A 17446-nucleotide genomic window follows, 5' to 3' on the forward strand; every position below is an offset into this window, starting at 1 on the left:
AGCAGACCTTGCGGTCGGTGCTTGCCCGGAAGCGCGGTCTAGGCGCTTCCGCAGCCGGCATCAGGCAACGGTGGCTTTCACCTGGTTGACGATGGCGGCAAAGGCAGGCTTGTCGTGGATAGCCATGTCCGACAGCACCTTGCGGTCCAGTTCAATCGAAGCCTTCTTCAGGCCGTTCATGAACACGCTGTAGGTCATGCCATGCTCACGCGTAGCAGCGTTGATACGTGCAATCCAGAGAGCGCGGAACACGCGCTTCTTGTTGCGACGATCGCGGTAGGCGTACTGGCCAGCACGCATGACCGCCTGCTTGGCGATACGATAGACATTATTACGACGGCCGCGGTAACCCTTGGCAGCGTCGATGACTTTCTTGTGACGGGCCCGTGCAGTAACCCCACGCTTGACTCGAGGCATATAAAACTCCTTTCGTTATCGTTTGAGGTTATGCGTAAGGCATCATTGCGCGAACGGACTTCAGGTTCGTCTCATGGACGTCCTGGGTGCCGCGCAGTTGACGCTTGTTCTTGGTGGTCTTCTTGGTCAGGATGTGACGCTTGAAGGCCTGGCCGCGCTTGAACGAACCGTTCGGACGCGCAGTAAAGCGCTTGGAGGCGCTTTTCTTGGTCTTCATCTTAGGCATGAAAAACTCCAGCTCTATGACATGCATACAGGTGGACGGCTGACGCCATCACTTGCAAAACCCGTATCCACTTGTTTTTGTACGCAGCGCACGAAGCGCCGCGCACGGTTTCCGCACAGGACGACGCCGGGATGCACATGGCACCCCGGTCGCCACCCCGCACAAGAATCACTTCTTCTTCTTGGGGGCCAGCACCATCACCATCTGGCGACCTTCCATCTTCGGCATCTGCTCGACCTGACCCAGTTCCTCCAGGTCAGCCTTCAGACGCTCGAGCACGCGCGCGCCGATTTCCTGGTGGGCCATTTCACGGCCACGGAAGCGCAACGTGATCTTGGTCTTGTCGCCCTCTTCCAGGAAGCGTCGCAAATTGCGCAGCTTGACGTTGTAATCGCCATCATCCGTGCCAGGACGGAATTTCACTTCCTTGACCTGGATGATTTTCTGCTTGAGCTTGGCCTCGTGGGCGCGCTTGGCTTCCTCGTACTTGAACTTGCCGTAGTCCATGATGCGGGCCACGGGCGGAGTCGCGTTGGGCGCGATCTCCACGAGATCCAAGTCCTTGTCCTCGGCCAGGCGCAGTGCGTCCATGAATTTGACGATGCCGAGCTGCTCGTTATCAACCCCTACCAGGCGCAACTCAGGCGCGCTGATTTCCCGGTTGATACGGTGACCTTTGTCTGTAGCGATGTTCCGTTACCTCAAGAAGACAAAAAAACAAGCCGTGCTCGACACCCTCAGGCTTTGCTGGAAACGTCCTGTTGCAGACGCTCCACAAACGCGGAAACAGGCATAACACCCAGATCCACGTTGCCACGGGCACGCACGGCCACTTGATTGGCATCCCGCTCCTTGTCGCCAATTACCAGCAGGTAAGGGATCTTCTGGAGGGAATGCTCGCGAATTTTATACGTAATTTTCTCGTTACGCAAATCCGCCTTGGCCCTAAACCCTTGTTTTTGCAAGAGTTGCACAACGCTTTCAGCATATTCCGACTGGGATTCGGCGATATTCATCACCACTACCTGCTCCGGAGCCAGCCAGGCGGGCAGCGCACCCGCGTGGTTTTCCAGCAAGATACCCAGGAAGCGCTCGAACGAACCAAGGATCGCGCGGTGCAGCATGACCGGGCGCTTCCGGGAATTGTCCTCGGAAACGTACTCGGCGCCCAGACGCTCCGGCAGCACCAGATCGAGCTGCAGCGTGCCGCACTGCCACGAACGGCCGATTGCATCCTTGATGTGGTACTCGACCTTTGGGCCGTAGAAAGCACCCTCGCCGGGCAGTTCTTCCCACTCCACGCCGCAGGCGCGCAGCGCCAGGCGCAGGCCATCCTCGGCGTGATCCCAGACCGCATCCGAGCCCGCGCGCTTTTCCGGGCGCAGCGACAGCTTCACCGCGACATCCTTGAAGCCAAAGTCGTCATAGATCGAGAACGCGAGTTCGTTGAAGGCCTTGGCCTCCTCGACGATCTGCTCTTCCGTGCAGAAGATATGCGCATCATCCTGCACAAAACCTCGCACACGCATCAGTCCGTGCAACGCTCCCGAAGGCTCGTTGCGATGGCACGCACCGAACTCGGCAAGGCGCAGCGGCAGGTCGCGGTACGAGCGCAGGCCGTGGTTGAAGATCTGCACATGGCCCGGGCAGTTCATCGGCTTGATCGCGTAATCGCGCTTCTCCGACTCCGTGACGAACATGTTCTCTTTATAGTTGTCCCAGTGGCCGGAACGCTCCCAGAGCGAACGATCCATCACCTGCGGCGTGCGCACTTCCTCGTAGCCGGCCTGACCCAGACGGCCGCGCATATATTGCTCGACGGCCTGCCACACCTGCCAGCCCTTCGGGTGCCAGAACACCATGCCAGGCGCCTCTTCCTGCAGATGGAACAGGTCGAGCGTCTTGCCCAGGCGACGGTGATCGCGCTTCTCAGCCTCCTCCAGCATGTGCAGGTAGGCGTCCTGGTCTTCCTTCTTCGCCCAGGCCGTACCGTAGATACGCTGGAGCATCTCGTTGTTGGAGTCGCCGCGCCAGTAGGCACCGGCCACCTTCATCAACTTGAAGACCTTGAGCTTGCCCGTGGACGGTACGTGCGGGCCACGGCACAGGTCGACGAAGCTACCTTCGCGATAGAGGCCGATCTCCTGATCCGCGGGAATCGAAGCAATGATCTCGGCCTTGTACTTCTCGCCCATCGACTCGAACAGGGCCACCGCCTCATCGCGACTCCACACCTCGCGCGACACCTTCTCGTCCTTGCGGGCAAGTTCCGTCATCTTCTTTTCGATGGCGGCGAGGTCTTCCGGCGTGAAAGGGCGCTTGTACGAGAAGTCGTAGTAGAAGCCGTTGTCAATGACCGGTCCGATCGTGACCTGCGCGTCGGGATACAGCTCCTTGACAGCGTAGGCCAGCAAGTGAGCCGTCGAGTGACGAATCACGTCGACGCCATCAGCATCCTTGTCCGTGACAATGGACAGCGATGTATCCTGGTCGATCCTGAAGCTCGTATCGACCATGCGGCCATCGACCTTGCCGGCGAGCGCCGCCTTGGCCAGACCAGAGCCAATGCTCTGCGCCACTTCGGCCACCGTGACGGGGCCGGGATACTCACGACGGGAACCGTCTGGCAGCGTGATTACGATCATCTTGCACCTCTCGAGGATTCCGCTGCACCGGCCTTCAGGCGATGTGGCGAGCGGAGCATAGCTTCTTTTGTGGCGCCGGCCCATCCAATCACCTGAACGGCTATCGGACACGACCAGCAACGAATCTTTCTGGCTGCCTCACGGCGAGCGACGAGGCAGCTTACAGGATGCTGGAAAACGGCAGACGAAAAAAAACGCGGCCAAGGCCGCGTTTTTCTGTGTTTCCCCGTATCACACACTACGGGTCGAAGGCGCACCTCGACTACTGTCGCTAACCAGCGGTAGTAGTTCGAGTTGTCTTGCTCATGATGCGTTTCCGTTCCTTGGAAGGTTGTTCGGATCTGCCAGCGCCAGCCTTCGATTGCCGACGGGTGCTACGTTTTTACTGCATGTTCGTTGGTAGGCTCGATTGGACTCGAACCAACGACCCCCACCATGTCAAGGTGGTGCTCTAACCAGCTGAGCTACGAGCCTAGCGAAGCTGCAAGTATAACCTTATTTTCGTTTCGCGTGCAACACCCCCTGCACTTCTTCGATCAGGGAAATCGCACGCTGGAGTTGCGTGGCCTCGGCAACCTCCGCAGTGAACTGCATTCGAGCAACACCCTTGCTCGACAGCGTCTTCACACCCGTGACGTTGATCTTCTCGCGCGACAGCACTTCGGAAATATCGCGCAGCAAGCCCTGCCGGTCGATCGCCTCCACCTGGATGTCCACGGGATACACGGCATCGCTGCGCTTGCCCCATTCCGTCTGAATCACTCGCTCAGGGTCGCGCGTCGCCAGTTGCTGGAACGTGTGGCAGTTGCGTCGATGGATTGACACACCCCGACCACGAGTCACGAAGCCAACGATATCGTCCGGCGGCGCCGGCTTGCAGCAGCGAGACATTTGCGTCATCAGCGAATCGACGCCCACCACGAGCACGCCACTCTTGGCGCCGCGCGCCACGCTGGTGGCGCGACTCTTCTTGGTAACGGCCTCTTCCTCGCTGAACTGCGGCTGCACCTCCCCGTCCGGATGCCGTAGCGCCTGCTCCACGTGGCGCAGGCTGAACTCTTCCTTCGCCACCGCCGCGAACAGATCATCCGGTGTCTTGAAGTTGAGTCGGGTGGCGAGATCGTCGAGATTGACCGCCGTCTTGCCCTCGCGCTGCAACGTCTTTTCGATCAGGGCACGCCCTTGGGCAATCGTCTCCTGAGAGTCGAGCGCATTGAACCATGCCCGCACCTTGGCACGTGCGCGGCTGCTGGCCAGGTAGCCCAGCTCGGGGTTCAGCCAGTCGCGCGAAGGCCCACCCTGCTTGACCGCCACGATCTCCACGGTCTGCCCGTTCTTGAGCGGCGTGTTGAGCGGCACCATCGCGCCATCGACACGCGCACCGCGGCAACGATGGCCGAGGTCACTATGCAGGTAGTAGGCAAAATCCACCGGCGTGGCGCCCTGAGGCAACGCCACCACGCGCGCCTGCGGCGTCAGCACATAGATGTGGTCGTCGATTGCCGCGTGCTTGAGCTGCTCCCACGGCGAATCCTCGTGCGTGACCGTGTGATCGGCGTCATCCTTCCACGCCAGCAGTTGCCGCAGCCACGCGATTTTCTCGTCGTAGCTGTTGTCCGCGGTGAACTGACCGCTATAACCCCTGCCACCCGCTTCCTTGTAGCGCCAGTGCGCCGCCACGCCGTACTCGGCGAAGTGGTGCATCTCGTGCGTACGGATCTGCACCTCGAACGCTCGGCCATCGTCGCCGATCACCACCGTGTGCAGGGATTTGTAGCCATTCGCCTTCGGCCGCGAAATGTAGTCGTCGAACTCGCGCGGAATCGGTTGCCAGATGTGGTGCACGATACCGAGCACCGTATAGCAGTCCTTGATGTCGTCGACAATCACGCGGAAGGCGCGCACGTCGTAGAGATCGGCAAAATCGAGCGCCTTGCCCCGCATCTTCTTCCAGATGCTGTAGATGTGCTTGGGTCGCCCGGTCACTTCGGCGCGAATGCCCGCCGCCGCCAGTTCGGACTGCAGCCGCGCGATCGCCTGCGAGATATAGCCCTCCCGCTCGATGCGCTTTTCGTCGAGCAGCTTGGCGATGCGCTTGTAGGTCTCGGGCTGCTCGAAGCGGAAGGCCAGATCCTCGAGCTCCCACTTCATTTGCCAGATACCCAGCCGGTTCGCCAGCGGCGCATAGATATCGAGCGTTTCGCGCGCCACGCCCGGCAGCGGCTGGCTCTTGGTCTGCGCCAGCCAGCGCAACGTCTGCAGACGCGAAGCCAGCCGCACCAGCACCACGCGGATGTCCTGCGCGAAGGCCAGCAGCATCTTGCGCAGCGCCTCAACTTGCTCCTGCCGCGCCGCCGCCTGCGACTTCGACGTTTCGGCGGTCTCGGCCTGCGTGGCGATCGCGCCAATCCGCAACAGTTGCCGCACGCCCTTCACCAGCCGCGCCACGTCCTCGCCGAAGCGTTCCTCGATGTGCGCCTCGACGCCGGGCACGAACGCCACCATCGGGAACAGGCACGCCGCCGCACGCGCGGCATCGTCTACGCGCAGGCCATCCAGGATACGCAGCATCCCCTCGGCATGAGACAGCACGGTCTCGCCGGTGGGCAGTGTCGTGGGTTTCTCGCCGTCGGCCTTCTCGCGCACATACGCGAGCGCGCGCTCGACGAGCCCGGCGTCGGGCACGCCCGCGGTCTGACCCGTCAGCTCCGTCGATGTCACCATGTCTTACCGCCCCGCATCAGTTGAGCGCGGCCGTCACCACCACTTCGATCAGGTAGTCGGGATTGGCCAGCGCCGCCTGGACGGTGGCCCGCGGCGGCGTATTGCCTTGCGCCACCCACTCGTCCCACACCTCGTTCATCTCGCCAATGCGCGTGATGTCCGTCAGGAAGATTTGGCACATCAGGATGCGCGTCTTGTCGCTGCCGGCTTCGGCCAGCAGGCGGTCGATATGGCCCAGCACCTCGCGCGTCTGGCCGCGCAGGTCGGCCTTGGGGTCGACCTCGGGCACCTGGCCGGCCAGATAGACGACGCCGTTGTAGACCGCGTATTCGGACAGGCGCTTGCCCACGTGGGCGCGCTTCAGGGTGTTGGTGCTCATGACAGTTTTCGTTCAGTATCGGGGCTCAAGACCCCAGGAAAAATTGACGGGCGATGGCGATCTGCGCCGGATCGACAAACGTCGGAGCATGACCCACATCGGGAATCTCCACGCTCGACACCTGCTTGCCGCGTGCCACCATCTCGGCCAGGATCTCGCGCATCAGCAGATCGGACTGCGCGCCGCGCACCACCAGTGTCGGCCCTTGAATGGCCTCGAACATCGCCCACAGCGCGGCCTCGCCAGCCTGCATCGCCTCCGGCGTCGCGTCCTTGAACGGCACGGCCAGCGCCGGGTCGTAATGCAATCCCCATTCGAGCCCCTCCGCGCCCTGCATCGGTTTCAGGATCGCGCCATTCAGCTCGCGCCACTGCTCGGGAGTATGACGGCCGAATGAGGCGCTGATCGTCTGCAGATAAGCCAGCCCTTCCTCGAACGTCTTGAAGCGCACCGGCAAACCCAGATACGCACCAATCCGTTCCATCGATTGCGCGGTGATGCGCGGACCCACATCGTTGAGCAACAGCTTGCGCACCGGCGACTTGACCAGCCCGGCCAGCCCGATGCCGATCAGCCCGCCCATCGACGTGCCGAACCAGTCCACCTGTTCGACGTTCAGTCGCGCGATCAGCGTAACCATATCGGACACGTATTGCGGCAACACGTAGCCCCGCGGGTCGGCCAGCCAGTCGGAGCGGCCACGGCCCACCACGTCCGGGCACACCACACGGTACTCGTCGCTCAGCGAACGTGCCAGCGCGTCGAAATCACGTCCGGTACGGGTCAGGCCGTGCACGCACACCAGCACTCGCTGATTCGCGGGATCTCCCCACTCGTGATAGGCCATGCGATGCAGGCCGGATGCGCTGATGCACTGTACGAAGCCGAGGCGCGGACTGGAAGACATCTGGACTCCCTGCAATCTCGCGCCAAAGGCATGATGACGCGAAAGGTTAAGCGATATGACTACTTCGGAAAGTACGACGGTCGAACCGGGTGGTTGAACCAAATTGCGGGCTTTTGGCCAAAGCAGGATTGTACGCTCAGCGAGTACAATGCCACAGCACATCCTGACTCGCCCAACGGAGGCATCCATGCTCAAAGGCAAGACGGCACTGGTCACTGGATCGACCAGCGGTATCGGACTCGGCATCGCCCAGGCGCTGGCCGCGCAAGGTGCCAACATCATCGTCAACGGATTCGGTGACGTGGACGGCGCAAAGGCGGATATCGCCAAATCCGGCAGCGGCATTCAGGTGGGCTACCATGGCGCCGACATGAGCAAGGCCGCCGAGATCGAGGACATGATGCGCTATGCCGAGAAGGACTTCGGCGGTGTGGACATCCTGGTCAACAACGCAGGCATCCAGTTCGTGGCAAAGATCGAGGAATTTCCGGTCGATCGCTGGGACGCGATCATCGCCATCAATCTCACCTCCGCATTCCACACTACCCGCCTGGCGCTGCCCTCGATGAAGGCGAAGAACTGGGGTCGGGTCATCAATATCGCCTCGACCCACGGTCTCGTGGCATCGGCGGAAAAGTCGGCCTACGTGGCCGCGAAACACGGCATCGTCGGCTTCACCAAGGTCACCGCGCTCGAAACGGCGCAGACCGGCGTCACGGCCAACGCCATCTGCCCGGGCTGGGTGCTGACGCCACTGGTACAGAAACAGGTGGAAGCCCGCGCCCAGAAGGAAGGGATTCCGGTCGAGCAAGCCAAGCGTGAACTGGTGATCGAGAAGCAGCCTTCCGGCCAGTTCGTCACGCCCGAGGAACTCGGCGCGCTGGCGGTGTTCCTGTCGAGCGAAGCCGCGCGTCAGGTGCGCGGCGCGATCTGGAACATGGACGGTGGCTGGGTGGCCCAATAAGAGAACGAGGAGTGCAGTAAATGGCAGACCGACGTAACTTCCTGCGCATCCTTGGCGCCAGTTCGCTGACGCTGGCGCCGGTGTTGGCCATGGCGCAGTCGCCGAAGCTGTTGGCCATCGACGTCTACAAGAGCCCGACTTGCGGCTGCTGCGAGGACTGGGTCAAGCATCTGCGCGCCAACGGCTTTACGGTGACCACGCACGATGTCGAGGACACTGGCGTCTATCGCACCAAGTACGGGATTCCGGACCGCTTCGGCTCGTGCCACACCGGCGTCATCGCCGGCTACGGTATCGAGGGCCATGTGCCGGCAGCCGACATCAAGAAGCTGCTGGCCAGCAAGCCGCAGGCCGCAGGATTGGCCGTGCCGGGAATGCCGGCAGGATCTCCGGGCATGGAATATGGTTCACGCAAGGACCCGTTCGACGTGCTGCTGGTGAAAGCCAATGGCGCGGCGTCGGTCTTCTCGAGCTACAACAAGGCGAAGTCCTGAGGCTCGGCGAGCCAGGATCGGCGAACGGAAACCCTCACCAGGCAAAAAAAGCCCCCGCCGGCATAAACCGGCGGGGGCTTTTTCCTACTGGCTACTGTGCTTTGGCCACCGTACCAGGCGGCCAAACCAACAACTCAAACAAGCGGCTCAGATAGCGGCTCAGATCAGCTTCGCGCCCGTCTTCGCCTGCACTTCCTCCCGGCTCACGCCTGGAGCGGTTTCCACCAGCTTCAGGCCTTCCGGCGTCACGTCCATCACGGCCAGGTCGGTGATGATGCGATTCACCACACCCACGCCGGTCAGCGGCAGATTGCACGCCTCAAGGATCTTGATGTCCTCGGTGCCATCCTTCTTCTTGGCGGTATGTTCCATCAGCACCACCACGCGACCCACGCCGGCCACGAGGTCCATCGCGCCGCCCATGCCCTTGACCATCTTGCCCGGGATCATCCAGTTGGCCAGGTCGCCGCGCTGGCTGACCTGCATGGCGCCCAGGATGGCCAGGTTGATCTTGCCGCCGCGAATCATCGCAAACGAATCGGCCGACGAGAAGATCGACGAACCGGGCAGCGTCGTCACCGTCTGCTTGCCGGCGTTGATCATGTCGGCGTCCACTTCTTCCTCGGTCGGGAACGGACCGATGCCCAGCAGGCCGTTTTCCGACTGCAGCCACACTTCCATGCCTTCCGGCACGTGGTTGGCCACCAGCGTCGGCAGGCCGATACCGAGATTCACATAGAAACCGTCCTGCAGTTCCCGGGCCGCACGCGCGGCCATTTCATCACGTGTCCATGCCATGATCTGTCTCCTTACTTGGCACGCACGGTGCGCTGTTCGATGCGTTTTTCGGGGTTCGTGTTCAGCACGATGCGGTGCACGAAGATGCCCGGCAGGTGGACGTCGTCCGGATCGATCTCACCGGTTTCAACGATCTCTTCCACCTCGACCACCGTGATCTTTCCGGCCATTGCGCAAACCGGGTTGAAGTTGCGGGCGGTGCGGCGGAAGACCAGATTACCTGCCTTGTCAGCCTTCTTGGCCTTGACCAGCGCCACGTCCGCCGTCAGCGAACGCTCCATCACGTATTGCTGGCCGTCGAACTCGCGGATTTCCTTGCCATCTGCGACGATCGTGCCCACGCCGGTCTTGGTGAAAAACGCCGGGATGCCCGATCCGCCGGCGCGCAGCTTCTCGGCCAGCGTGCCCTGCGGCGTGAATTCGAGTTCGAGTTCGCCAGCCAGGTACTGGCGCTCGAACTCCTTGTTCTCGCCCACGTAGGACGAGATCATCTTGCGGATCTGCCGCGTGGCAAGCAGCAGGCCGAGGCCAAAACCATCGACGCCGGCATTGTTGGAGATGCAGGTAAGCTGCTTGGCGCCGCTATCGCGCAGTGCCGCGATCAGCGCTTCGGGGATGCCGCACAGACCAAAACCGCCCACGGCGATCGTCTGGCCGTCGCGCACGACGCCCGCGAGCGCCTCAGCAGCGCTGGCGTAGACCTTGTTCATTGTTTGCTCCTTCCTCGGTAGTCCCGCGCGGATGGTTCGAAGCCTTCCGACGACGCTCTTGGTCCGCCACATGGCCAACCGGCCACATGCGGAATCTGTAACGGTACAATCAGCGGTCAGGCCCCGCCGTTGCCGCCCCAAAGCATACGTCAACGCATACCGCCAACGCCATTACGTAAAAGTACATAAGGGATAATGCCGTCCATCGACTACCAGACCGCTTTTCAGCTTGCGCCCGTCGGGCTGGTGCTGTCGCGCGCCCGCATGATCGAGGATTGCAATGACGAGGTTTGCCGGATCTTCGGCACCACGCGCGATGCCCTGGTCGGCGAGTCCTTCCAGGTGCTCTACCCCACTGCCGACGAGTTCGAGCGCACCGGCGCGCGGATCGTGCCGATCATGAATGCAAAGGGGATGTACTCGGACGAGCGAATCATGAAGCGCGCCAACGGCGAGCTGTTCTGGTGCCATGTCACCGGCCGCGCGCTGGACCGGCAGGATCCACTCGGCAGCGGCATCTGGACGTTCGAGGATCTATCCCAGAAGCGGCCCGTAACAGCCGAGCTGACCGCGCGGGAGCGCGATATTGCCGCGCAGCTGGTCGAGGGCAAGACCAGCAAGCAGATCGGCAAGCTGCTGGCGATCAGCCCGCGCACGGTGGACATCTACCGGGCACGTCTGATGAAGAAATATGGAGCGCATACGGCGGTGGATCTGGTCCAACGCCTTGTCAATCACTGAGGATGCGCCCTCTCTCCCGCAAGACGGGAGAGAGGACCTGCCGATTGCGGACTTGAAGCCTACGCCTCGATCAGGCGACGGATTTCGTCCGGAACCGGGACCGACTTCTCCGCCGTGTAGTCGCACCACACCACCTTCGCGCCACCTTCCGCCCAGATCACGTCAGGCAGATCGGTCCGGATAATCTCCGTCCACGTTTCGAAACTCGTGCGACCGAGCTTGCCTGCGTACACGCGGCATTCGATGTCGCCGGGGTGACGAAGCTGCTTCAGGAACGTCATGCTGGCGTTGATGATGACCGGCCCATGGCCGCTGGCGTCCTTACCGCTACGCCCCAGCGAGGCGAACCACTCGAGCCGCGCCTGTTCCATGTAGCGGAAGTAGACGGTGTTGTTGACATGACCCATGGCGTCCATGTCACCCCACCGTATCGGCATCACGAAGGTGAAGACGTGTTTCATCGGCGATTGGCGATGGACGCTTCGGCCTTGGTCACCAGATCGGCGCCAATCTGCTTCTTCCACTTGTCGTAGACCTTGGCGGTGGCCTTGCGGAAGGCATCGTGCTCGGCCGGCGTCAGGCTGGTCACCTTCACGCCGTGCTGCTCCATGTCTTTCCATGCCGGCGCGCCCGCCTCGTTCAGCCCCTTGCGGGCCAGCGCGATTTCCTGCTTGCCTGCGTCGATGGCGGCCTGCTTGACGATCTCGCGGTCAGCCGGCGTCCAGCTTTCCCAGATCTGCTTGTTGACCACGAAGATCAGCGGGTCGGCCACGTAGCCCCAGGTCGTCACGAACTTCTGGCCCACCGTGTAGAGCTTGGCAGCGGCGAACACGCTCTGCGGGTTCTCCTGGCCATCCACGGCGCCGGAGGCCATGGCCGGCTGCGCATCGGCCCAGCTCATCTGCGTGGGGTTTGCGCCCAGCGCGTTGAACGTCTCGATGTACAACGGCGAGCCCACCACACGCAGCTTCAGACCCTTGAGGTCCTCCGGCTTGCGGATCTCGTGCTTCGAGTTCGAGACTTCACGAAAACCGTTCTCGCCCCAGGCCAGCGGCACCACGCCCGCCTTCTCCAGCGTGGCGAAGATCGACTTGCCCACATCGCCCTGGGTCAACGAATCCAGCGCCTTGTAGTCGGGCATCAGGAACGGCAGCGAGAACAGGTTCAGTTCCTTGACCTGCGGGGACCAGTTGATGGTGGAGCCCACGGCCATGTCGATCACACCCTGGCGAATCGCCGAGAACTCGCGCGTCTGGTCACCAGCCACCAGCGAGGTGCCCGGATACAGCTTGATGTTGATGCGGCCATTGGTGCGCTGACGCACCATGTCTGCCCAGATCTCGCCGCCCTTGCCCCACGGGAATGCGGGGCCGAGCACCAGCGACATCTTGTATTCGGACTTGTAGGTCTGCGCCATCGCACCGGCCGGCGCAAGCGCGGCGGCGGCGATCGAAGCGGCAACGGACAGCATCAGGGCACGGCGTTTCATCCGGGAATCTCCTCTTTTCGTTTTCTCGTTCATATCAATAGCCCAGGTAGTCGGGCAGCCAGGTGGCCAGCGGCGGATAGGCCAGCACCATCAGCATGGCGACGAACATCGCCAGCAGCATCCAGATCACCCATGGCACGGTCTCTTCCATGCGCACGCGCGCGATGCGGCACGACACCATCAGGTTGACGGCCAGCGGCGGGGTGAACTGACCCAGCGCCACCTTGAGCGTAAGCACCACGCCAAACCATACCGGATTCCAGTGGAACGCGGTGGCGATGGGCAGCAGCAGCGGCACGAAGATCAGGAAGATCGAGATGCCGTCCAGGAACATGCCGACGGTCATCAGCAGCAGCACGATCAGCGCCAGCACGCCGTACTCGCCCAGTCCCGAATGCGCAATGGCATTGGCCAGCGGGTCGATCACGCCGAGCGTGGACAGCGCATAGGCGAAGATGCCGGCTAGCGCCACGACCAGCAGGATCACCGCCGATGTCTCGGCCGCCTCCTGGAAAATCGTGAACAGGTCGCGCACGCCGATGCTGCGATAGATCACCATGCCGACGAACAGCCCGTAGACCACGGCCACGACGGCGGCCTCGGTCGGCGTGAACCAGCCCGCGCGCATGCCACCCAGGATCAGGAACGGCGCCACCAGGCCCCATGCGGCCTCGCGCAGGCTCTTCCAGAACGGCGGGCGCGGCAAGCCGGCCTCGATATGCCCCATGTTGTGCTTGCGCGCCAGCCAGACGGCCGGAACGATCAACGCCACACCGGCCAGGATGCCCGGGATCATGCCGGCGGCAAACAGCGCGGGCACCGATGCGCCCGGCACCAGCACGCTGTAGATAATGAACGCCACTGACGGCGGAATCAGGATGTCCGTAGCCGCCGCCGCGCCAACCACCGCGGCGCTGTAGGAGCCCGGATAGCCCGCACGCGACATCGCCGCGATCATCACGCCCCCTACCGCTGCCGCGTTCGCGGGACCAGAGCCCGAGATGCCACCCAGGAACATCGCCACCAGAATAGCCACCAGCGGCAACATGCCCGGACCACGGCCCACGATCGCGATGGCGAACGTGACCAGTCGCTGCGCCACGCCGGAACGGTCGAAGATCGAACCGACCAGCACGAACATTGGAATGGCCAGCAGCGGGTACTTGGCAAGACCGGCATAGAAGTTCTGCGGCACGGCCAGCAGGCCGAACATCTGCGTATCGAGGTTCGACAGGCCGATGGCGATCAGACCGCCCAGCCCCAGCGACACGCCAATTGGCACGCCCAGCAGCATCAGGCCAATGAAAACCGCGAACAGAATGATGGCGATCAGCGTCATTGCGCACGCTCCCCATCGTTCATCAGGGCACGCAGCGCCCGGACATTGCGCAGGGCCAGAGCCAGCGCCCGCAGCGTTATCGCCATCGACAGAACAGGCAGCCAGACCGAGTACCACCAGCTCGGCACGCCGATGCCCGGCGATGTCTCACCGAACGTGTACTCGTCCCACGTGATCCGCACACCCAGCACGGCGAGGGCCAGGAACATGACCGCGACGGCCAGCGCCGAAACGATAGCCAGCCGCTTCTGCCGCGCGGCACTGCCACGCTCGAAGAAGAATTCGATACGGATATTGCGATCGCGCGCCACGGCGGCGCTGCCGGCCACCAGCGCCAGCACGATCATCAGGAAGACCGAGAACTCCTCGGTCCAGGCAAACGATTCGTCGGTGAAGTAGCGGACCACCACGTTAGCGAACGTGATGATTACCAACAGCCCCATCACGATCACGCCGATCCAGTCCTCGATACGCGGTGAAACCCGGAATTCGCTGTCCCGCGCTTCGTCGGCGGCTTCGGGAATGATCACCGAATCGACGACATGCTGCGGCACGGCGTCGCGCCGTGCCTGATTGTCTTGCTCCATCCTCCCCGGCCTCCGGTCCGGTCCCGAGGCGCTAACAAAACGATTCTGGCACCGTGGTACGGGCGCCATGGTCTCGCCGCGCCACCTTCCCTGCCCAGAACCGCTTCGCTTCGTTCTGTTAACGCCCCGGGGTGATTCTTATTTGGTTATTTATTCTTCTCGGTCCAATCCGGGAGGATCAGACCATGCCATCGTCGGCCGTGACCACCGCACCATTGATAAAGCGCGAGGCATCGGACGCCAGCAGCAGCAACAGGCCATCGAGGTCTTCGGGTTGGCCCAGGCGCTTGCGCGGCAGCATCTGGATCAGCTTCTGCCCCGCGTCGGTGTCCCAGTGGTGGTGGTTGATCTCGGTGTCGATATAGCCTGGGCAGATCGCGTTGGTATTGATACCGTGCCGCGCCCATTCCAGCGCCATCGCCTTGGTCATATGGACCACGGCTGCCTTGCTCATGCAGTAGACACCGATCTGCGACAGTACCTTGAGACCGGCCACCGACGCAATATTGACGATTCGCGCCTGAGGCAGCGGATTGCCCAGTTTTTCGGCGCCCTTGGCCCGCGCGATCATGCGCTTGGCCACTTCCTGGGCGACAAAGAACGCGCCCCGCGTATTGGTATCGAAGACGAAATCGAAGTCGTCAGCGGTGACGTCGGTCAACTTCTGCGTGGTGGAAACGCCCGAATTGTTGACCAGGATGTCGATCGCGCCAGCCTCGGTTTCGGCGTGCGCCACGGCCGCCCGGATACTGTCCGGATCGGTCACGTCGAGCTGCACCACGTGCGCGCTGCCGCCGTCTGCCTCAATCGAGGCACGTAGCTCCTTGAGCCGTTCCACTCGGCGCGAAGCCAGTACCACCTTGGCCCCGGCGGCCGCCAGAACATTGGAAAAACGCGTGCCCAGGCCGCTTGACGCGCCGGTCACCAGCGCGACCTTGCCTTCCAGATTAATCGACAGACCCATAGTTACCTCGGTGTTTGGGGGGCGCCCGGCCCAGCCGGACGTGCGGCGCCGACGTTACATAGGCTGGCGGCCGCAGCTTACCAAAAAAAAGAACGGTCGTTCAAAAAAAAATCTTGCCTGAGGGTGTCGAGTCCCGGACAATGCCGGAGATTCTAAGAACTTGGTCCCCAAAGCGAAAGGGGGAAATGCGGGAGACTTCGCAAAGCCCCGCAAATCCCTGCCAGTTTCTTGGAGCCCGATCACCGCATTCCCACAAACCGCAGCACCCGCACGACGGACTGCGACCCATGCGGCAGTATTGCCGCCCAGAAGAAACAGAGGGTAAGAGACAATGGATCAGCAACAGCTCGTCGAGCAGTTCGGCCCGCGAGAAGCCATGGAGTACGACGTCGTCATCGTTGGCGGCGGACCTGCAGGCCTCGCCACGGCTATTCGCCTGAAGCAACTGGCGCAAGAAAAAGGCGGCGACGTCAATGTCTGTGTGCTGGAGAAAGGCTCGGAGCCCGGCGCTCACATCCTGTCCGGCGCGATCATGGATCCGCGCGCGCTTACTGAACTGATCCCGAACTGGAAGGAACTCGGCGCGCCGCTGAACCAGCCGGTAACGGAAGACAAGTTCCTGTTCCTGAACGAATCCGGCTCCAAGGGCACCCCGCCGGCGCTGCTGCCGGAGTGCTTCCACAACCACGGCAACTACATCGTCAGCCTGTCGAACTTCGTTCGCTGGATGGGCCAGCAAGCCGAGGCGCTGGGCGTAGAAATTTTCCCGGGCTTCCCGGCCGCCGAAGTCCTGTACAACGAGGACGGCTCGGTCAAGGGCGTGGCCACGGGCAACATGGGTATCAGCAAGGAAGGCGAGCCCACCGAGAACTTCCAGCTCGGCATGGAGCTCCACGCCAAGTACACGATCTTCGCCGAGGGCGCGCGTGGCCACCTGGGCAAGCAGATCATCGCCAAGTACAAGCTCGACGCCGGCAAGGACCCGCAAAGCTACGGCATCGGCCTGAAAGAACTGTGGGAAATCGATCCGGCCAAGCATAAGCCCGGTCTGGTGGTGCACACGGCCGGCTGGCCGCTCGACCCCGCAACTTACGGCGGCTCGTTCCTCTATCACATGGAGGACAACAAGGTCGCAGTGGGCTTCGTGGTTGGCCTGGACTACACGAACCCGTGGCTGTCGCCGTTCGAGGAATTCCAGCGCTTCAAGACGCACCCGGAAATCCGCGCTTACTTTGAAGGCGGCAAGCGTATCGGCTATGGCGCCCGCGCGATCACCGCCGGCGGCCTGCTGTCGCTGCCGAAGACCGTGTTCCCGGGTGGCGCACTGGTGGGTTGCGACGCCGGCTACCTGAACGCCTCGCGTATCAAGGGCAGCCACGCTGCGATCAAGACTGGCATGCTGGCCGCCGAGGCCGCCTACGACGCGCTGCAGGGCGGCCGTCAGCACGACGAACTGACCGCCTACCCCGCCGCGTTCGAATCGAGCTGGCTCCACAAGGAACTGCTGCAAGCGAAGAACTTCAAGCAGTGGTTCAAGAAGGGCCGCACCACCGCCACGCTGATGACCGGTATCGAGCAATGGCTGCTGCCGAAGCTTGGCATCCGCAACCCGCCCTGGACCCTCCACCGCGAAAAGCCGGACCACGTGTACCTGAAGCCGGCCGCCGAGTGCGAGAAGATCGTCTATCCGAAGCCGGACGGCAAGCTCACGTTCGATCGTCTGTCGTCGGTGTTCATCAGCAACACGAACCACGAAGAAAACCAGCCCGCGCACCTGACGCTCAAGGACGCGAGCGTGCCGGTGAACATCAACTGGGAAAAGTACGCCGGCCCCGAGTCGCGCTACTGCCCGGCTGGCGTGTACGAGTTCGTGCAGAACGATGACGGCAAGGAGCGCCTGCAGATCAACGCGCAGAACTGCGTGCACTGCAAGACTTGCGACATCAAGGACCCGACGCAGAACATCGTGTGGGTCACGCCGGAAGGTGGCGGCGGCCCGAACTACGTGGGCATGTAAGACGCCTGCCGCCCGAGACAAGATCAGGCGGCATTGCACGACAAG

18 protein-coding genes and 1 tRNA gene are annotated in these 17446 nt (G+C 62.5%); 4 read left to right on the forward strand and 15 right to left on the reverse strand.

All coding sequences use genetic code 11. From position 1 onward, the window contains the following. Positions 1-60 precede the first annotated feature (60 nt). The 8 genes from rplT to D769_RS24305 form a co-directional block, all read right to left on the reverse strand. Positions 61-417 (reverse strand): 50S ribosomal protein L20, encoded by a 357-nt coding sequence (gene rplT / locus D769_RS24270; RefSeq protein WP_008650487.1) that lies wholly within the window; start codon positions 415-417, stop codon positions 61-63. Positions 418-445: 28 nt separating this feature from the next. Continuing rightward, the gene (gene rpmI / locus D769_RS24275) at positions 446-643 is read right to left on the reverse strand and encodes a 50S ribosomal protein L35 (RefSeq protein ID WP_006575466.1); all 198 of its coding nucleotides are present in this window, start codon (positions 641-643) and stop codon (positions 446-448) included. Between the two features lie 168 nt (positions 644-811). Next, positions 812-1333 (reverse strand): translation initiation factor IF-3, encoded by a 522-nt coding sequence (infC, locus tag D769_RS24280; RefSeq protein ID WP_080672715.1) that lies wholly within the window; start codon positions 1331-1333, stop codon positions 812-814. A gap of 47 nt (positions 1334-1380) precedes the next feature. Continuing rightward, positions 1381-3288, reverse strand: coding sequence for a threonine--tRNA ligase (gene thrS / locus D769_RS24285; protein ID WP_008650497.1), 1908 nt, complete (start codon positions 3286-3288; stop codon positions 1381-1383). A 397-nt stretch (positions 3289-3685) separates the two neighbouring features. Continuing rightward, positions 3686-3762: transfer RNA gene (locus tag D769_RS24290), tRNA-Val, on the reverse strand. Positions 3763-3783: 21 nt separating this feature from the next. Next, complete coding sequence (locus D769_RS24295) at positions 3784-6012, reverse strand: bifunctional (p)ppGpp synthetase/guanosine-3',5'-bis(diphosphate) 3'-pyrophosphohydrolase (RefSeq protein WP_008650499.1); 2229 nt, start codon at positions 6010-6012, stop codon at positions 3784-3786. Between the two features lie 16 nt (positions 6013-6028). After that, the gene (locus D769_RS24300; RefSeq protein ID WP_008650501.1) at positions 6029-6391 is read right to left on the reverse strand and encodes a RidA family protein; all 363 of its coding nucleotides are present in this window, start codon (positions 6389-6391) and stop codon (positions 6029-6031) included. Between the two features lie 25 nt (positions 6392-6416). Further along, positions 6417-7298 carry an alpha/beta hydrolase gene (locus D769_RS24305; RefSeq protein WP_008650503.1) on the reverse strand — a complete coding sequence of 294 codons (882 nt, stop codon included), beginning with the start codon at positions 7296-7298 and terminating at the stop codon, positions 6417-6419. Between the two features lie 187 nt (positions 7299-7485). Between D769_RS24305 and D769_RS24310 the strand changes: the two genes are divergently transcribed. Continuing rightward, positions 7486-8262, forward strand: coding sequence for a 3-hydroxybutyrate dehydrogenase (locus D769_RS24310; protein ID WP_008650505.1), 777 nt, complete (start codon positions 7486-7488; stop codon positions 8260-8262). Positions 8263-8282: 20 nt separating this feature from the next. Continuing rightward, entirely contained in the window at positions 8283-8756 is a 474-nt protein-coding gene (locus D769_RS24315; protein WP_008650506.1) for a DUF411 domain-containing protein, read from the forward strand. Positions 8757-8915: 159 nt separating this feature from the next. Here D769_RS24315 and D769_RS24320 read toward each other — a convergent pair whose 3' ends face one another. After that, positions 8916-9554, reverse strand: a complete 639-nt coding sequence (locus tag D769_RS24320; protein ID WP_008650507.1) for a CoA transferase subunit B — start codon at positions 9552-9554, stop codon at positions 8916-8918. Between the two features lie 11 nt (positions 9555-9565). After that, positions 9566-10264, reverse strand: a complete 699-nt coding sequence (locus D769_RS24325; RefSeq protein WP_008650509.1) for a CoA transferase subunit A — start codon at positions 10262-10264, stop codon at positions 9566-9568. A 195-nt stretch (positions 10265-10459) separates the two neighbouring features. Between D769_RS24325 and D769_RS24330 the strand changes: the two genes are divergently transcribed. Continuing rightward, positions 10460-11005: a PAS and helix-turn-helix domain-containing protein gene (locus D769_RS24330; protein WP_008650510.1), complete on the forward strand. Its 546-nt coding sequence runs from the start codon at positions 10460-10462 to the stop codon at positions 11003-11005. A gap of 59 nt (positions 11006-11064) precedes the next feature. Here D769_RS24330 and D769_RS24335 read toward each other — a convergent pair whose 3' ends face one another. From D769_RS24335 to D769_RS24355, 5 genes are all read right to left on the reverse strand, one after another. Continuing rightward, positions 11065-11466 (reverse strand): acyl-CoA thioesterase, encoded by a 402-nt coding sequence (locus D769_RS24335; protein WP_008650513.1) that lies wholly within the window; start codon positions 11464-11466, stop codon positions 11065-11067. Then, positions 11463-12494: a DctP family TRAP transporter solute-binding subunit gene (locus tag D769_RS24340; RefSeq protein ID WP_008650515.1), complete on the reverse strand. Its 1032-nt coding sequence runs from the start codon at positions 12492-12494 to the stop codon at positions 11463-11465. The genes D769_RS24335 and D769_RS24340 overlap by 4 nt, the downstream gene beginning before the upstream one ends. Before the next feature lie 34 nt (positions 12495-12528). Beyond that, the gene (locus D769_RS24345) at positions 12529-13833 is read right to left on the reverse strand and encodes a TRAP transporter large permease (RefSeq protein ID WP_008650516.1); all 1305 of its coding nucleotides are present in this window, start codon (positions 13831-13833) and stop codon (positions 12529-12531) included. Continuing rightward, complete coding sequence (locus D769_RS24350; protein ID WP_008650517.1) at positions 13830-14420, reverse strand: TRAP transporter small permease; 591 nt, start codon at positions 14418-14420, stop codon at positions 13830-13832. The genes D769_RS24345 and D769_RS24350 overlap by 4 nt, the downstream gene beginning before the upstream one ends. Positions 14421-14598: 178 nt before the next feature. Beyond that, the gene (locus D769_RS24355) at positions 14599-15384 is read right to left on the reverse strand and encodes an SDR family oxidoreductase (RefSeq protein ID WP_008650518.1); all 786 of its coding nucleotides are present in this window, start codon (positions 15382-15384) and stop codon (positions 14599-14601) included. 331 nt (positions 15385-15715) lie between these two features. On the opposite strand from D769_RS24355, the gene D769_RS24360 reads away from it, so the two are divergent. Beyond that, positions 15716-17401 (forward strand): electron transfer flavoprotein-ubiquinone oxidoreductase, encoded by a 1686-nt coding sequence (locus D769_RS24360; RefSeq protein WP_008650519.1) that lies wholly within the window; start codon positions 15716-15718, stop codon positions 17399-17401. Positions 17402-17446 lie beyond the last annotated feature (45 nt).

The sequence above is a fragment of the Cupriavidus sp. HMR-1 genome (assembly GCF_000319775.1).
In the GTDB taxonomy this organism is placed as follows: domain Bacteria; phylum Pseudomonadota; class Gammaproteobacteria; order Burkholderiales; family Burkholderiaceae; genus Cupriavidus; species Cupriavidus metallidurans.

Coding starts and splice junctions, on each gene's coding strand:
- rplT (WP_008650487.1), bottom strand. CDS start 417: ATGCCTCGAGTCAAGCGTGGGGTTACTGCACGGGCCCGTCACAAGAAA.
- rpmI (WP_006575466.1), bottom strand. CDS start 643: ATGCCTAAGATGAAGACCAAGAAAAGCGCCTCCAAGCGCTTTACTGCG.
- thrS (WP_008650497.1), bottom strand. CDS start 3,288: ATGATCGTAATCACGCTGCCAGACGGTTCCCGTCGTGAGTATCCCGGC.
- D769_RS24295 (WP_008650499.1), bottom strand. CDS start 6,012: ATGGTGACATCGACGGAGCTGACGGGTCAGACCGCGGGCGTGCCCGAC.
- D769_RS24300 (WP_008650501.1), bottom strand. CDS start 6,391: ATGAGCACCAACACCCTGAAGCGCGCCCACGTGGGCAAGCGCCTGTCC.
- D769_RS24305 (WP_008650503.1), bottom strand. CDS start 7,298: ATGTCTTCCAGTCCGCGCCTCGGCTTCGTACAGTGCATCAGCGCATCC.
- D769_RS24310 (WP_008650505.1), top strand. CDS start 7,486: ATGCTCAAAGGCAAGACGGCACTGGTCACTGGATCGACCAGCGGTATC.
- D769_RS24315 (WP_008650506.1), top strand. CDS start 8,283: ATGGCAGACCGACGTAACTTCCTGCGCATCCTTGGCGCCAGTTCGCTG.
- D769_RS24320 (WP_008650507.1), bottom strand. CDS start 9,554: ATGGCATGGACACGTGATGAAATGGCCGCGCGTGCGGCCCGGGAACTG.
- D769_RS24325 (WP_008650509.1), bottom strand. CDS start 10,264: ATGAACAAGGTCTACGCCAGCGCTGCTGAGGCGCTCGCGGGCGTCGTG.
- D769_RS24330 (WP_008650510.1), top strand. CDS start 10,460: ATGCCGTCCATCGACTACCAGACCGCTTTTCAGCTTGCGCCCGTCGGG.
- D769_RS24335 (WP_008650513.1), bottom strand. CDS start 11,466: ATGAAACACGTCTTCACCTTCGTGATGCCGATACGGTGGGGTGACATG.
- D769_RS24340 (WP_008650515.1), bottom strand. CDS start 12,494: ATGAAACGCCGTGCCCTGATGCTGTCCGTTGCCGCTTCGATCGCCGCC.
- D769_RS24345 (WP_008650516.1), bottom strand. CDS start 13,833: ATGACGCTGATCGCCATCATTCTGTTCGCGGTTTTCATTGGCCTGATG.
- D769_RS24350 (WP_008650517.1), bottom strand. CDS start 14,420: ATGGAGCAAGACAATCAGGCACGGCGCGACGCCGTGCCGCAGCATGTC.
- D769_RS24355 (WP_008650518.1), bottom strand. CDS start 15,384: ATGGGTCTGTCGATTAATCTGGAAGGCAAGGTCGCGCTGGTGACCGGC.
- D769_RS24360 (WP_008650519.1), top strand. CDS start 15,716: ATGGATCAGCAACAGCTCGTCGAGCAGTTCGGCCCGCGAGAAGCCATG.